Below are 17,239 nucleotides of genomic sequence, written 5' to 3'. Positions count from 1 at the left end.
GGTCCTATCTGTAGATTAGATAGATTCTATCCATATATTAATGGATGAGGAGTGTCAGGACATGTCCATACATCAGATAGGTCACAAGGTGTCTTTTGCAGATATACAAACGAAGTTGCCTCAGGGAAGTTGGATGTACACTCATAATGAAGCGCACAACGGTGAATTTGAAGCCGAGGAAGTATGGTTACATTCTGGTGATCTTCATATCAGTGAACTGTTGTTGGATGAAGGACCTTTCTTGATCTTGGTTGACGGAAATCTGACAGTGGATCGTTATATTGGAAATACAAGTTCCGAAGCGGCCAGTTCCAATCTGGTTGTACTTGGGAATCTCATAACACCCTATATGATCGTGGGTGGGCAGGAAATATATATTACAGGTAATCTCTATGTGGAGGATATGTTCTGGGGGGATTATAATCATGGAGAATTGACAGTGAGAGGGAATGTAGAAGGTGGATTGCTGGTAAGTACCGAGCAATATAAGATTCAGGTTCAAGGACAGCGTAATGTGAAGCGTCAGCTAGAAGAATGGGAGGATCTCGGACCATGGCGGGGCTCTGACATGTTGACGTTATTGGTTCCTGAATGTGTGATTGATGAAGATACAGAGCCGTTTCCTTGGCGAGAAGAAATGTTAAGGAGGCTGCAGCAAGGACAACCTGTAATCAACCGAAAGTACATTCATGCTGAACAATCAGAGCCAGATGTGCCGGATTGGTTCGAAGATCATCGGGTTACCGCTGAGAACATAGAGCGTCTTACTCATCCATCTTTGTTGCCTGTAAGAGAGGAGGATGAGTTACTGAACAGCTATGAATTTTGGTTGGACGAGCAATTTTGCCGAGTATCGGTCTATGGAGATGAGCATACGGAGGGGTATTTCCGCAGTCTGTATTTTCAGGATGACCACAATTGTGCATTGTTGCTTAAGATGGAGCCATCAGATCAAGGTTCCAACTCTCCTGATAAACATATCGTACAGCAGGGTAAACCTGTCTGGATGATCTCAGGGGCATATCGTTATCTGCACAATGAGAATTCGGAATGGAATGTATTCTCGGAGAACTCACCTGCTGATATTCAGCAGTTAAACGAGCAAGGATGGAATACCTTGTTGCAGTCTGTATCGAATGTTCAGTATGCCCGTTCCTTAATTTCGCACCAACTGATCCATGATTTATTAGCACTGCCTGTCGTGGAGCCATATGACGATTATTATGATGATGATCGGCACGGACTGTGGATTGGAGAGTTATATTTTGCATTTCGACAAGCAGGTCAGATGTCTAATGGTGTTCCCCAGCCAGCCTTGCTACGTATTGGAAGAGAGTATGTGGATGCTCAAGGGGAGACGCAGGTGGAGAAATACTATTATACCCTGCACCAACATGCGGACGGCTCGGAAAGTGTGTTGATCGAATACTCGGCTCAGAATAACGAGGATGAGGAAGAAGAACCGTTGTTGCTTGAAATTCATTATATTGGCGGCTCTCAGTTACTGCATGCCGTTCAATTGCTGGAACGTGGACGCAAAGTGCTCATTCAAGCGAATGAGGATCTACTGAATGGGGAGCCACCGTACGCTGCTGAATCATTTGCGAAGCGATTCTGGAAATCAAAAGGATATCTGAAATGAATAAAACAACCTTCACCTCGTTTGCAGAGGGAAGGTTGTTTTACTCTTTATTTGGTTTTTTCGATGGTTGCTATTGTTAGGGCATGCTACTTAACCAAACTGGGCTTGATGCAGTCGGCTGTACGAGCCTTTACGTGCGAGCAGCTCTTCATGACTTCCTTGTTCAGCAACGCTGCCGTTCTCCACTACCACGATGCGATCCGCGTGTCTAATAGTCGCTAGTCGATGGGCAATCACCAAAGTTGTACGTCCCTGAGCCAGCTCGGACAAGGCCAGTTGAATGGCGGCTTCCGTCTCGGTGTCGAGTGCGGAGGTGGCTTCATCCAGAATGAGGATAGGCGGGTTCTTCAGGATCATTCTTGCGATGGATAGACGTTGCTTCTGTCCGCCGGAGAGTTTTACGCCACGTTCACCAATCATGGTGTCTAGTCCGTCTGGCTGGGATTGTACCAGTTCTTCCAGTTGGGCCCGACGAATGGCTTGCCAGATTTCGTCATCGGAAGCATTCAGCTTGCCGTATGCAATATTTTCACGAATCGTTCCGTCAAACAGGAAAATATCCTGCTGCACAATCCCGATATGGGAGCGCAGTGATTCCAGCGTCATGTCCTTCACGGGAATGCCATCAATGGAGATATGTCCAGCATCCACATCGTAGAAACGTGGGATCAGACTGCATAGCGTCGTTTTGCCTCCTCCTGAGGGTCCAACCAGAGCAACCGTCTGGCCTGCCTGAACATTAAGGTTGACCTCAGACAACGTGGGTTTATGTTCTCCATAAGAAAAGGTGACGTTATAGAAGGCAATATCGCCTTTCACATCCGAAATCGGTTGTACCTGAGGTGTATCTTCTACATCCGGTACAGCTTCAAGCAGCTCCAGATAACGTCTGAAACCGGCGATGCCTTTGGGATACGTCTCAATGACGGAGTTAATCTTCTCGATTGGTCCAAGGAATACATTGGATAACATTACAAAAGCGATGAACTCCCCGTAAGTCATACTTCCTTGGATGACAAACCAGGTTCCACATACCAGTACAAACAGGGATACAAATTTCATCAGAATGAAGCTAAGTGAAGAGTTCCAGGCCATAATGCGGTAGGTGATTAGTTTTGTCAGTCTGAAACGTTCGTTGTTCTCAACGAAACGGCCTACTTCATGCTTTTCATTGGCAAAAGCCTGAACCACACGGATGCCGCTCACATTGTTCTCTACCCGTGCATTATAATCGGCGATATCTGCAAACATGCGTTTGAATGCTTTGGACATTTTGCGACTGAAATACAGTGACAGGTAGATCATCAGCGGCACAATGATAAACGTCATCACAGCGAGCTGCCAGTTGATCCCCAGCATAATACCGAAAGCCCCGGCGAGTGTCATGAAGGCAATGAATAAGTCCTCAGGTCCGTGATGCGCGATCTCACCAATATCCATCAGATCGTTGGTCATACGGGAGACCAGATGCCCGGTCTTATTGTTGTCGAAGAAGCGGAAGGACTGCTTCTGTACACGTGTGAACAGTTCTCTACGCATATCGGATTCGATGTTAATACCGAGCTTATGGCCCCAATAGGTGACGGCATAATGGAAAAAGGAACTGAGCAGGTAGATGCCGAGCAAAAAGGCACATGCCGACAAGATCATGGACCAATTGCCAGCCGGAAGCAGTTGATCGACTACCCGGTTAACGGCAAGTGGAAAGGCCAGCTCGAGCAGCGCGGCGGCGATGGCACAGGAGAAGTCTAATATAAAGAGCCTTTTGTAAGGACGATAATAAGACATGAAACGGCGAAGCATATGTAAGTCCTCCTTGATATGACACAAATGCCCGAGCAGGCTGATCAGCCTGTCCGGACACCTGTATTCATGCTTATGTTATTTACGATTTTGCTCGGCACGTTCTACGATCATATCGGCGAATTCTTCAGCCTGACCTTGAATTGCAATCGGGTCGAAGTACCAATAACGGTCTTCCAGCAATTCGTACACCTGATTGTTTTTCACAGCCGGCAGGGATTGCCAGATGGAGTCACCTTGATAATTTTTATTGTTCTCCCCAACGGTCAAGAAGATATGATCCCCTGCATAATCACCAACAACTTCACGCGAAATCTCTTTCCACTGGGTATCACCCATCAGTTCTTTTTTGGTGATCTCGAGTGGGGCAAGTTGCAAAGCACTGTAGACCGCTTGTCCTCCTCGACCAAAATTGTCTCCATATCCATAATAACTCTTGTCGGATACTTCAAGGATGGAGAAGGTTTCCTCCGGTTTGATGACAGTTTTCACCTTGGCACGAGCGGCTTCAATCCGTTCATCGTACGTTTTCAGCCAAGCTTCGGCTGCTTCGGATTTGTTCATCAGCTCTCCGAATCCCCGAATTTCGTCATGTACATTGGTGAATGTACCATAAGGAATTACTATGGTAGGTGCGATCTTTTGATAGCTCTCAATCTCACTGGCTTGGTCAGAGTAGGTAATGATCAGATCCGGGTTCATGGCAATGACCTTCTCCATCGATACCGCTGCCCGATCACCGATGCTTTCAATGCCCTCTACCTGATCTGCATAGAACGGGTTTTCCAAATAATATTGAACAGCACCAACAGGTTTCACACCCAGTGCAAGCAAATCACTTACGTACATATCGGTCACGATTCGTTTCGGTTCAGCCGGAATTTCAACATCCCCACTTAATGACTTGTAGATTCGCGTAGCATTTGAATTATCCGCACCGGACGACGTCTCTGTGTTCGTCTCGGAAGAGGCGGTTGGCGTTTCGGTTCCTGCTGCCGATGTCTGTTCAGTGGCAGTCGAACCTGTTCCGCTGCTACAAGCAGCCAGAATCATAATGATGGCGAGCATAAGCAGCAAGCCGGAAAATCGTTTTTTTGCAGCAAACATAACCTTGTTCCCCCTATGTATAATCAATAATGATTATTATTCTCATTAATAACATAGAGGAAGACGTGAGTTTTGTACATGGACAACTATGATCACTATCGCATGGACAATTATGATGTTAGGTGATGCATGATATGCTGCAATTGCTTCATAACGGACAAAGGATCAAATCCGTAGAACGTGTCGGCATCGATCTCGTATACACGTCCTTCCCGAACGGCGGAGAGGGTACCCCAGAATTCCTGACTCAGCAGGTTATCCAGCTTTTCTCGCTCGGAGGGTTCCTCAGGGTAGGCAACAAACATGTGATCTGCTGCATACAAGTGAATCTCGGATAACGGAACATGAACGTACCCTGTCAGTAACTGCCCATCCTGCACCATCTGTGAGGGTGGGGTGAAACCAAGGGATTGATACAGCACATGGGAAGCTCTGCCCCAGCCATGACCATAGATATAAGCGCCGTCCTCTCCGATCATAAATATGCAAACGGCGGACCCGCGTGTTCCTTCCATCCATTGATCCAACGTATGATTGGCTTCTTGCTCAAGTTGATGATAACGATCTAATAACCCCCGTGCATTGGATTCAAGCCCGGTAACTCGTCCCAGATGAAGAAGCTGCTCCTGCCAATCGAGTTCCTCAAAGGGCATCAGAATGGTTGGGGCGATTACACGTAGTTCATCTGAACCGGGATGTGGTGCATATCCGATAATGACATCAGGATGAGCATTTACAATCAGCTCTGGATGTTTAACCAGCTCATATTCGGAATGCTGCTCAAATGTTTCATGACCCTCATGACCAGGTTCACCACATTTATCTTCCATCCAGCTTGCTACCGCTCCCATGTGAGGAGTGTGGCCCAGTGCCAGAAGTGAGGCTGTATAGTTGTAAGTCAACGATACAATCTTCTTGGGCATTTTCCGATAGTGAGTTGGTGCTGAGCCAACCATCTGTTTGAATTTTCGGCTTAGATAGAACGTGTCCCTGTAGCCTGTCAATTGTGCAATTTCCTGTAGCGTAGGATTCGCGATCAACAGATGCTCTTGGGCCATCCTGATTCTGAGACGAGTCACATATTCAACAAAAGTAAGACCAGTATGTTTCTTGAACTCCCTCGAGAAATGCTCGGGACTCACATTGGCATCTCGTGCCAATTGTTCGCGGGTCAGCGAATGTGTATACATCTGATGGATATGTCTGAGCACGTTATCGAGCCAGGAGTGATCTTCAGGAGCAGAGTGGGTCACATGATCTTGCAAGATGTCCAGTAACTCATAGAACAACATGTGTGGCCTGAAAGGACTGGAATCCTGGCCTTTCGAACAGGCTTGGACCAGTTCTACTGCCTTGTCAGCGAGATTGCGGCTCACAATGGGGGCTGGTAACCCGAAAGGCCAGGACAGATGATCATTTTCAGTGGAATCAAATGCAATCGCAATGCCCTGTATGGGCGACAGAGAGCCGCGCTTGTTCTCGTGCTGAAGCAGGTTTCCGGCTTGCCGAACGACTGCGGATCCTGCATTTAATGTGAGTTTTCCCTCTGCACTAATTATCCTGGCCTGACCAGCGGTAACAACGTATAGTACATGAAGTGTGTTCCACATTTCATCTATGCGGGAGAATGCCTCGCGGTCGTGAAGCTGCACCAGATGACACAGCTTGAACAGGGCAACCGGTACAGACTGAATCTTCTGCAAGGAAATGGAGCGGGACAGCGATTTTTGATGATACGTGGGCTTGGAAATATTCATTAGATAACTGTCTCCTTACATATGTCAGCAGGGGCATAATTCGATTCATGCCCTTTGTATACTGGCGTAATTCTCGGATCTCGACTATTATGCAGTATATACTATAAATGAAGTGACGTGGATGGACAGATTGGACAATTCAACTTTTTCTGTGAAAAATGGACAAAGTGGTTGAAATCGCTATCAACACCGACTATAATGAAAATGTCGAAACGTTTCAATCTGGCGTTTACTGCCAGTTTCATTGCGTTAGGCATAAACTGTCCAGAGCGCGTCAGATTGAAAGACGTGTCATAACCATCACGAATGGTGTGGACAATGGTACGGACTGGAACGGGACACATTCAACCATGGTGCCGTAAGGATGGAGACAAGGATTTTTTTTGAGAACACCTCGAAACGTTTCGATTGACATCCATAGCTATGATATGTATAAAGATTAATAAACGATAATACAGGATGAAGTGGTTGTTCCAACCATGTATCGTATAAAATGTAGATAACCTTAGAATTTGTTCTAGTTTAGAAGGAGCGAACGTGGAATGGCAACGATTAAGGATGTGGCAAAGCTGGCAGGTGTAGCACTCTCGACTGCTTCCTATGCGCTGAGCGGGGATAGCAAGGTTAGTGCCAAGACCAAGGCTAAGGTGCTTGAGGCAGCACGAGAACTGAATTACCGCAAGAACGGCTTTGCCATGGACCTGAAGCGGAGCCGGACGAACACGATCGCTTTGATCCTGACCGATCTGTCGGGCCCGTATTACTCGGAGTTGATCCGTAGTGTACAGGATGTAGCCCTCACGAATGGGTATGACCTGATTGCGTGCAGCTCCATGGGTGGACGGGATTCAACGGCAGTGAGATTTTTGCGTGAAAAAAGAGTAGACGGAGCCATCATCCTGGCGCATAACATCCATGATGATATTCTGGTGGAATCTGCCGGACAGCGCTTTCCGATCATTGTGATGGATCGTCAACTGTCGAGTGACCATTTGGTCAACGTGCTGGTGGATGGAGAGCAAGGCGGTTATCTTGCCACGCACCATCTGATCCAGTCTGGACATCAGAAGATTGCTTATATCAGTGGCCCATCCAACTCGTATGACAACGCACTCCGTTACCAAGGGTATCTGCGAGCGATGCGGGAAGCGGGACTTGAAGAAAAGTCCAAATGGCGTCTGAATGGCAACTTTGTGCGTGAGGGTGGATACAGTGCTACCAAAATGATGATGATGCAGGGCGATCTTCCCTCAGCGGTATTTTACGGTAACGATGAGATGGCCATTGGCGGCCTGAAAGCATTGGAAGAGCGTGGCATATCAGTGCCGGATGACATTTCCGTGATCGGTTTTGATGATATTCAGTTGTCGGAATATGTTCGTCCACCGCTGACAACGATACGCCAGCCGAAGCATGAAGCCGGGTCGCTCGCCGGACATCTGTTATTCCAGATGCTCAATGGCGAAGCGGTTGACCCTTCATATACGTTAACGATTAATCTGATCGAGCGCAGCTCTGTACGTTCGGTTTAGGCCGAGTCTGACAACCAAGGAAATGCCTGCATGCTGAAGTGAAAGTTCAATGATGGGGTTATCGTCCGGACGGGCTGTAAAAGGCCGGTTTGAAGAGGCCCCTATTCTTTTTCAGATTTATCGAAACGTTTCGATTTTATACTAATTCAAGGAGTGAACCCTATGACAACGATGATTAATGAACCGATCCGGTTGAATGCCGGGGAGTTATCCTTTACCTTTTTGAACAGTGGCGACCTATACCAGGCGACATCTGGTACAACGATGTTGAACCAGTTGCTCAGCAACCAGATTGATGGATCGCTGAACAACCTGTACCTGCGTGTACACGAGGGAGAGAACATCAGCTCGTTCCCGTTGCTCGGTGTACGTTCGAATAGCAAAGTAATTACAAGCAAAGCACAGTCCAACAACCAGTTGATCTGGAAGGGCACAGTCCAGCCGAAAGGCAGTGAACAGGGTATCGGCTATCAGGTCGTATTTACGGCTACACCACAAGGTGTTTGGTTCTGGGATGTGAAGCTCACAGGACAACAACAGAACGTAGATGTGGTATATGGACAGGATGTGGGTCTTGCTGATCCAGGGGCGGTACGCAGCAATGAAGCTTATCTGTCACAATACATTGACCATACGGTGTTCCAAGATGAAGCGAAAGGGTATGTGGTATGTTCCCGTCAAAACCAGCCTCAGGGCGGTGCATTTCCGTATATGCAACAAGGTTCCCTGACGAAAGCAATCGGTTATTCCACAGATGGATTCCAATTCTTTGGTCTGTCGTACAAGGAAACGAATCAACCAGAGAGCTTGAATCGCCCAACGCTGGCGAATGAGACATATCAGTATGAATTTGCCTATACCGCATTGCAATCGGAACTAATGAATCTGAACGGAGAGGCTCAGGTGGTCTTCTATGGACTGGCGAAGCCTAATCATGCCGAAGGAATCTCTGCACTGGAATTCGGGGATGAAGTTACAGCAGCTTGGAATGAAGTACAGGCTCTCACTGTGGAAAATGGCGACGTGTTGGAACAGGTGAAACTGTCCTCCTTCCTGGGTGAACCTCTGGTAACGCTTGATCTGACGCAAGATGAGATTCATGATCTGTTCCCTGATCGTCATCAGGAAGAGCACAACGGTGAGGAATTGTTATCCTTCTTCACAGGCAGCTATGAGCATATCGTACTGAAAGCAAAAGAATTACTTGTGGAGCGTCCGCACGGTCACATTCTGATGAGTGGTGGCAACGTGCAACTTGGGGCACAGGTTATTACAACGACATCGTATATGTACGGTATTTTCAACTCACAGCTCGTTATTGGGAACACCAATTTTAATAAAATGATCAGTAATGCCCGTAATGCCTTGAACGTGCCGAAGACGGCAGGACAACGCATCTATGTGGAAATGGACGGACAATATCGCCTGCTGACAATGCCATCCCTGTTCGAGATTGGCTTCAACTATGCACGCTGGATCTACAAAACCGAATCCGACACGATCATCGTGACCAATTACACAGGTGCACATTCGACGGAAGTAAGCATGAACGTACGCTCCACAAGTGGTACGGCATACCGTTACCTGGTAACGAACCAGATTACGATGAATGTGAATGAATACGAGTATCCGCTGCATATGACGCAGGATGGCGATACGTTGATCTTCAAAGCTGACCCACAAGCGATTAGTGCCGAAACGTATCCGGATCTGCAATACCGTATGTCGGTGGATGGCGCAGCTGTCAATGTAGGTGACGAGACGTTGCTGGCAAGTGGTATCCGCACTGGTTCCGCATCGCTGGTTACACTTAGTCTGGAATCGAGTACTGAATGGACGCTGAAGGTACAAGGGGTACTGGAAGGCCAACCGAACAGCGGAGTGGCAGCAAGCTCAAGTCTGACTTTTGAAGAGGAAGTGCAGGCATATCGCGAGTTCTTCGCAGGTGTGATGAACGGGTTCCGTTTGTCCCGTGGAGAAGGTCAGAGTGCAGAGGATCTGTTCAAAGTGAATGCGCTGGCTTGGTGGTACACTCACAACATGCTGGTTCACTACTCCGTACCTCACGGTTTGGAGCAATACGGCGGTGCGGCTTGGGGTACACGGGATGTGTGCCAAGGTCCGGTGGAGTACTTTATGGCAACGCAAAAATATGAGCAAGTTCGCGATATCATCAAAATGGTCTATACTCACCAATACGAAGATGATGGCAACTGGCCGCAATGGTTCATGTTTGATAAATACTTTGCGATTCAACAGGAAGAAAGTCATGGCGATATCATCGTATGGCCGCTGAAAGTGCTGGCGGATTATCTGACAGCAACTCGCGATTATGCAATCCTGGATGAGAAAGTACCATATACCGTTAAACATAGCTTCGGCTTCACGGAAGAGACGGCAACGGTACTGGATCACGCGAAAAAAGAGATCGAATATATCCGTTCGCACTTCCTGCACGATACGTTCCTGTCTTCCTACGGAGATGGCGACTGGGATGATACGCTCCAACCAGCCAATGCACAGCTGAAGCAATACATGGTGAGCAGTTGGACTGTGGCATTGACGTATCAGTCCGTGAATGTACTCTCGCAAGCGCTGAAATTCAAGGATGCAGACTTTGCACAGGAGCTTGACGTGCTGGCTCAAGGCATTCGTGAGGACTTTAACCGTTACATGCTGGGCACAGATGTGATTCCAGGCTTTGTATACATGGAAGAAGCCGACCAAGCGAAGCTGATGCTTCATCCAACGGACACAGAGACAGGCATTCAATATCGCCTGTTGCCAATGACGCGCAGCATGATCGGTGAATTGCTGAATGCGGAGCAAGCAGAATCACATTACGCATTGATCCGTGAACAGTTCCTGTGCCCGGATGGCGTGCGTCTGATGAATCGTCCAGCTCAATATGCTGGCGGTGTAAGCACACACTTCAAACGTGCAGAGCAAGCATCCAACTTCGGACGTGAGATTGGTTTGCAATATGTACACGCCCATATCCGTTACGTGGAAGCGATGGCGAAGCTCGGCAAGACAGATCAGGTGTGGAATGGTCTTGCGATGATCAACCCGGTTGGCATCGGAGAGGTTGTGCCTAACGCGGAGATTCGTCAAGCGAACTCGTACTTCAGTAGTTCCGACGGCAAGTTCAATACGCGTTACGAGGCACAGGAGCATTTTGACCAGCTTCGTAAAGGGACTGTACAAGTGAAAGGCGGATGGAGAATCTACTCCAGCGGCCCTGGAATCTACATGAACCAGCTGATCTCCAACGCGCTTGGCATTCGTCAAGAGGGCGGCGATCTGGTCATTGACCCGGTATTGCCAGCTGAGCTGAACGGCATGCAATTCGAATTCGAGTATGCAGGTGAGCCAGTGACGTTTATCTATCACTTGAACGAAGGTGCTGTGAGTCGTGTAGCGGTGAATGGCAAGGACATTCGTACCGAGCGTACAGCGAACCGTTACCGTCAGGGCGGGGTTTGCATCTCGCTTGATGAGTTCAGACAGGCACGCAGTGCGACTGAGCGCACAATCGTTGATATTTATATGTAATACTATGTAAGTTGTAAAGGTGATCTATCCCTATACGATCTATCTTAAAATGCATCCTTTAGAATGCTCATTGGATTCTTCTTTATCCAATGAGATACTGGGGGTGCTTTTTATATTTTTTGTATTAGATAACAAAGGTAAACAATTCTTTTTTGTAGAATTATATTTTAGTATTAATCTATTGCAGTTTAGTTCATGGTTGTAAAATTCCATCACAAGGGGGGATCGTTAATGGGGTCTTATTGGGAAGATAGATTTGAAATGGAAGGAAGAATTTGGGGAGATTTACCTAGTGAAATGGCATTTAAGGCAATATCACTTTATAAGCAGTTTAATATAAAAAAAGTACTCGTTTTAGGAGCGGGATATGGGCGGAATACCAAGGAACTATCTAACTTTTTTGATGTAGATGGAATTGAAATTTCGTCAACTGCCATCAAACTTGCACGGGAATTTGATACTAAATCTAACTTTATTCATGCTTCCATATTTGATATTGAATTAGAAGAGAGATATGACGCTATATTCTGTTACAATCTTCTTCATTTATTCAAGCAGAACGAACGAGATTTAATCATAAACAAATGTATTGAACTTCTTAATGACAATGGAGTAAGCTTTTTTTCTGTATTTTCAGACGAGGATAGCAACAATGGAAAAGGAAATCAGATTGAACCCTGTACATATGAATATAAAAAAGGGAAGTATGCTCATTTTTTTACGGAGGATGATTTAATGGAGCACTTCAAACACTTTACCATTTTGGAGACTGGCCATCTCAAAGAGCAACTTTTTTATACACATCAGAGTAGCACGTGGATTAGCTTAAGATATATTAGTACTCTCAAGAAATAATTTAAGATGTGGCTATCACATGAAAAATAATAGCTAAAAGGATGGCATTATAATACAGTGCCATCCTTTTAAAGTAATCAAAAAGAATTATTGTGCTCGATTTTGGTTGTATTTCTTTCGAATTTAATACGATAAAATACAGTACCGATCAAAGTTAAAAAAACCATGGTAACGAAAAGCCCCGATCCACCAAGCTGATTCAATAAAAAACCACCTAGAATTGGTCCTATGAATTTTCCGAAATACAAGAATGATTGAGCACCGTAGTATGTACCTCTTAGATGATCTGGTGCTATTCTGTCTACCATAGCACTGGCAGCAGGGAAATATAGAATTTCTCCTACTGTGAATACAAATATAGATATAAGAAGAAATACCAAATTAGGGGAAAAGCAAAAGCCAATATATCCGATTGATATGAATATATTACCTAAAATAATCGCAAACAGAGAACCTTTACTTTCAATCCATGAAGTTAAAGGTATTTGGAAAATTACTACTAATAGTGCATTAAGGCTCAGCATGATTGCATAAAACTCAATACCATTCACGAAACTTTGATTTAAGTATTGTGGAAGAGTTGAATCTAATTGAGAGTAAGCAATAGTCACAATAATACCACCGATCAACAATCTGCGAAAATACGAATCTCTCATTATAACTTTCGCAGCTGATACAATCGTAACAATTTCTTTCTTCGTCTTATTGATCTCACTTATATTAAATAAGCGTAATAGGAGAGATAATGAAACGGCATACAGAATATAAAACAATCCAGTAAATAAGAACGCTACTGAACTTTCCTCAAGAGCGATGTAAGCTCCCAATAATGGTCCAATTGTTACCCCTACATTTATAGCGAGATACCTCATAGAAAAAATACGAATTCTTTTTTCACTGGGCGCAAGATCAGACATCAACGCTTGAGCCACCGGCTCAAAAAAAGTGCGACATAGTCCATTAAGAATATTTAGGATTAAGAAAATTAAAGTAGCATGCGTGTAGAAAAAACCAATAAAGACAAGTCCCCATATATAAAGAGCCAGTAACATGATCCTTTTACGTCCAAACTGATCAGACAATACACCACCAAAAAAGCCACCAAAAGCACTTGATAATGCTCCTGCACCAACAATGAGACCAATCAAAATTGGGTTTAAATCGGTTTCTTTACTTAGATAAATAGCTAAAAATGGGATACTCATAGCATTAGCTGCTCTAGCAAGTGCTGTACCAATCAAGAGTATATAGATCATAGGGTGGAATCCTCTTAAATCAAGCAAGCTTTTCTTAATAGAATTCATCAAGTCGTTCCACCTTTTTAGTAAACTTTTTATGTTAATGTGTTCGCATTTGTAGGGAACTATAGTGTGGTTGTTTAGGCAGAAGGATTCCTTTTAAAAGGGTGAGTGTAATTTGGATTTATCAACTTTCCCACTGAAATTTAATGGGAATTTATAAAGTCTGATTAGATGATTGGGAACCATATAACCGGGCAGGTATGAGCTTAGAAATTCCTTTACATGAATATTATTAATGGCTTCATCAGACAAGTAATAAGCGCATAGATGATCTTGATTTTGAGAGTCCTTAACTACTTTTACACACGCATCTAATATTTCAGGATATGTTTTTAGATAATACTCAATTTCACCTATTTCAATACGATAACCTCTAATTTTTATCTGATCATCAATTCTACCTAAATAGATTAAATCATTGTTGTTAGTTAGCTTGGCCTGATCGCCTGTTCTATACAAACGTTTACCTAAAGCTTCGCAGAATATAAACTTTTTATTGGTCATTTCGTCGTTATTTAAGTATCCGATTGCTAAGTTAATTCCAGCAATACATAATTCACCAGTCTGCCCAGCTGGTAACTCGTTCAGGTTTGCATCCATGACATAAGCTTCACAGTTTTGTATAGCCTTGCCGATAGGTATGGATTCGATTTCTTCCATATTAGTTCTCTTCCATAAAGTAGCACATATCGTGGTTTCTGTAGGTCCATAAGCATTCACGTACTCAAATTTAGACCATTTTTTTACTAGGTCTGAAGAAATTTGCGAACCAGCCGTAATTACCGTTTTTATATGTTCTATGTTAGAAGGATTAAGGTATGCGAGATAAGCTGGTCCAAGGGTTAATATGGATATTTTGTTGATATTCAGATAATTTTCAAAATGTCTAGGATTCATAATAATATTTTGTGGGACAATGTGCAGACTAGCTCCTGTAAAAAAAGCCATAAATATCTCCCAGATTGAAGCATCAAAAGATATACTCGCAAATTGCAGTACTCTATCATGCTGCTTTATATCTAAATCATTTGTAAATACAGATGTTAAATTACTTAAACCTTCATGTTTTGTTACTACCCCCTTAGGTTTTCCTGTTGAACCAGAAGTATAGATAATATAAGCGGGATCAGATTTTTTGATATCCACTAAAGATAAATCACTATATTGGGGGAGTTTTAATATATCATCAATAACAATCAAACTATTTGTTCTATTCTTATAATTAACCTCTAATTTTCGGGATGTTAAAATATGCACTGCTTCACTGTCTTTAAGCATATATTCGATTCTTGCAATTGGAAGAGAAGGGTCGATCGGTAAAAAGACCCCACCAATTCTGAGAATAGCCAGCATTGCAGTAACAGTTTCTATAGAGCGCTCATGAATAATGGCGATCACTTCATTCTTTTCAAAATGATGTTTTGTTTTTAGCCAATGTGCCAGGTTATTCACAGTTCTATCAAGATCATTATAAGTTAAGAAATTATTTTCATCTTTAATTGCCAATTTACTTGAATTATTTTTTGATATTTCCTGAAACAAAAGATTAACATTGGAAGCAGCTAGGGTATGAATTTCTTTCACATATAGTTTCCTCTCTTTGATGTATTATTTATGAGAACATATAGGACAATCGGGATTCTTTTTAATATCAATTTTTCTTATTGTTGTAGACAATAGATCGAAATAGATCAATTTGTTAGTAAGAGGTTCACCAATTTTCAGTAGATACTTAATTGTTTCTGTGGCTTGAAGAACTCCGACCAAACCTGGAGTCATGCCAATAACACCAAACTCTTGTTTTTTTACGTCAACGGGTAATTCAGGATATAGGCATCGATAACAAGGTCCTTTTCCAGGTTCAATGAGCATGATCTGTCCTTCGAAATGAAAGATACTTCCTTCAATTAATGGTGTCCCAAGCTCTACGCATATATCATTTAACATATATCTAGTTTCTAAATTATCTACAGCGTTAACGACAATATCGAATTCTGAGACAATATGGAGAGCATTTTCTCTTACAAGTCTATCTCTTGAGATATCGATTGAAATATTTGGGTTAAGTTCGCTCAACGTTTGTTTAGCTGATTCCGCCTTGTTTTGATTGATATTTGTGTACCCATGAAGGACTTGTCTATTCAAATTAGTTAGTTCAACATTGTCATTATCATAAACTTTAATGTGACCAATACCTGCGGCTGCCAAGTACAGGAGTAAGGGAGAACCAATACCTCCTGCTCCAATGACTAATACTTTTGATTGTTTAAGAATTTTTTGGCCTTCTTCTCCAATTTCCGGCAAAATTAATTGTCTTCTATAACGCAGTTTCTCTTTTTCTGTTAGTGAGTTAATTGTTGTCATTTAAATCTAGGCCCCTTCGGCGTTTATTATATTTCATAAAATCCAACAAAATTACTTTCATTCTCTCTTAGTAATTTTAAAAGACCTTCTATACTACTAATTGAAGCAGGGTCGAATTGCTCGTAATCAAACTCAATTTGTAGTTGCTCCTCAAGTTTCATTACAAGTGATATTGTGGACATAGAATCAAACCCCAACTGATTTAGAGGAGTACATATATACTGTTCGAAATTATTCTCAACTTCTTTCAGTACATCCTCTGGAATAAGCCCGTGAAGAAGGTTCATCACATTATTTTTCATAATTATCTCCCTCTATCAATGCTCTTAAGACCACTAATAACGATTCTTGTAAATGACTAATATTCAAAATTAATTTATCTAGGGACTTAAGGTACAAATCAAGCGATTTTTGGCCGGGCTTTTGTACAACTACACTTGAAAAAAATTGAAGTTTATTAAGACAATCATTGATATTGTAAACTTGAAATTCAAAAACACTACTTATTTCTGTTGTTATATGAATTTTTGAGTGTATTATATACTTGACTAGTTGTAAAAGAGGATGAATTTTACTTTTTATCTGCTTACTCAAAATTTGTTGGTCAATTTTTGTGATAGATGCAGTTAGAAACCGAGAAGTGTGTTCTTCAATGAATTTTTTTAGATCATGTAGTCCAGATTGCGAGCATGGAATCCTTATTGAGTTTTTTTCTATACCCTCCTCATTAATCTTCAACCCATAAAGATTGAGAAAGATAAACTTTATATTCTCAATTAAATTATTATTTTTCAATCTATTCAGTACTTCAGAATACTCATATGCTGATAGTTCTACTAGGTTGTTATCAATATAAAGCTTTGTTTTGAAAGTTTCTAAATTCATACATTTCCTAGCAGTTTGATTAGCTTCGTTGATATGAGTATAAACAATTTGTTCATCATGAATATCTTCGATGAATACGGTGGTATAGTAAGTGGAATTATCCAGATGTTTCATTTCCATAGTCAATGATACAAAGTTATTCTGAGCGAATAGTTTATAGAGAAGTTCTATTACTTCCGTTACTTCTACTAAATGTACTTGTCTAATATACTTGTTTAGAAACTCCTCTAGCCCATTAACCAAAGGCAAAAACGGCTCGCCTGAAGTATTAAAAGTCCACCCTACAAACCTATCCAAATAAAGAAGTGGGTAGCTCTCTAATTGATATACTTGTGTAAATAGATAGTGATACGTTCGCTCATAACATACATAGCCTAGAGCTTCTTCAACATATTCTTGAGGAAGAACTCTCGAATTTAATATTTTTGAATTGCTCAT

General features: G+C 42.9%; 12 protein-coding genes. 4 read left to right on the top strand and 8 right to left on the bottom strand.

Translation table 11 applies throughout. The features are described from left to right. Positions 1-61 precede the first annotated feature (61 nt). Positions 62-1,642, top strand: a complete 1,581-nt coding sequence (locus tag NLBNIHML_RS14930) for a hypothetical protein (RefSeq protein ID WP_494354643.1) — start codon at positions 62-64, stop codon at positions 1,640-1,642. A 90-nt stretch (positions 1,643-1,732) separates the two neighbouring features. On the opposite strand, the gene NLBNIHML_RS14925 is transcribed toward NLBNIHML_RS14930, so the two are convergent. The 3 genes from NLBNIHML_RS14925 to NLBNIHML_RS14915 form a co-directional block, all read right to left on the bottom strand. Further along, a complete protein-coding gene (locus tag NLBNIHML_RS14925; RefSeq protein ID WP_494354642.1) occupies positions 1,733-3,445 on the bottom strand; it encodes an ABC transporter ATP-binding protein in 1,713 nt (570 codons plus the stop codon). A 78-nt stretch (positions 3,446-3,523) separates the two neighbouring features. Then, entirely contained in the window at positions 3,524-4,552 is a 1,029-nt protein-coding gene (locus NLBNIHML_RS14920; RefSeq protein WP_494354641.1) for an ABC transporter substrate-binding protein, read from the bottom strand. Positions 4,553-4,662: 110 nt separating this feature from the next. Continuing rightward, entirely contained in the window at positions 4,663-6,309 is a 1,647-nt protein-coding gene (locus tag NLBNIHML_RS14915) for an ABC transporter substrate-binding protein (protein WP_494354640.1), read from the bottom strand. Between the two features lie 542 nt (positions 6,310-6,851). Here NLBNIHML_RS14915 and NLBNIHML_RS14910 point away from each other — a divergent pair. The 3 genes from NLBNIHML_RS14910 (at position 6,852) to NLBNIHML_RS14900 (ending at position 12,251) form a co-directional block, all read left to right on the top strand. Further along, entirely contained in the window at positions 6,852-7,841 is a 990-nt protein-coding gene (locus NLBNIHML_RS14910) for a LacI family DNA-binding transcriptional regulator (RefSeq protein WP_342571253.1), read from the top strand. A 162-nt stretch (positions 7,842-8,003) separates the two neighbouring features. Next, entirely contained in the window at positions 8,004-11,396 is a 3,393-nt protein-coding gene (locus NLBNIHML_RS14905) for a GH36-type glycosyl hydrolase domain-containing protein (protein ID WP_494354639.1), read from the top strand. Positions 11,397-11,627: 231 nt separating this feature from the next. Continuing rightward, positions 11,628-12,251 carry a class I SAM-dependent methyltransferase gene (locus NLBNIHML_RS14900; protein WP_472475954.1) on the top strand — a complete coding sequence of 208 codons (624 nt, stop codon included), beginning with the start codon at positions 11,628-11,630 and terminating at the stop codon, positions 12,249-12,251. 77 nt (positions 12,252-12,328) lie between these two features. Here NLBNIHML_RS14900 and NLBNIHML_RS14895 read toward each other — a convergent pair whose 3' ends face one another. The 5 genes from NLBNIHML_RS14895 to NLBNIHML_RS14875 all read right to left on the bottom strand — a co-directional run bounded on the left by NLBNIHML_RS14895 (position 12,329) and on the right by NLBNIHML_RS14875 (position 17,239). Beyond that, positions 12,329-13,555: an MDR family MFS transporter gene (locus NLBNIHML_RS14895; RefSeq protein ID WP_342571250.1), complete on the bottom strand. Its 1,227-nt coding sequence runs from the start codon at positions 13,553-13,555 to the stop codon at positions 12,329-12,331. A 93-nt stretch (positions 13,556-13,648) separates the two neighbouring features. Beyond that, the gene (locus NLBNIHML_RS14890) at positions 13,649-15,136 is read right to left on the bottom strand and encodes an amino acid adenylation domain-containing protein (RefSeq protein WP_494354638.1); all 1,488 of its coding nucleotides are present in this window, start codon (positions 15,134-15,136) and stop codon (positions 13,649-13,651) included. A gap of 24 nt (positions 15,137-15,160) precedes the next feature. Then, on the bottom strand, positions 15,161-15,916 hold the full coding sequence (locus NLBNIHML_RS14885; RefSeq protein ID WP_342571248.1) for a HesA/MoeB/ThiF family protein: 756 nt from the start codon (positions 15,914-15,916) through the stop codon (positions 15,161-15,163). Between the two features lie 26 nt (positions 15,917-15,942). After that, on the bottom strand, positions 15,943-16,218 hold the full coding sequence (locus NLBNIHML_RS14880; RefSeq protein WP_076332498.1) for an acyl carrier protein: 276 nt from the start codon (positions 16,216-16,218) through the stop codon (positions 15,943-15,945). After that, entirely contained in the window at positions 16,208-17,239 is a 1,032-nt protein-coding gene (locus NLBNIHML_RS14875; protein ID WP_494354637.1) for a hypothetical protein, read from the bottom strand. Before NLBNIHML_RS14875 ends, NLBNIHML_RS14880 begins: the two co-directional genes overlap by 11 nt.

It is taken from the genome of Paenibacillus sp. JNU01 (genome assembly GCF_059130585.1).
This window is presented reverse-complemented; position numbering and strand designations above follow the sequence as displayed.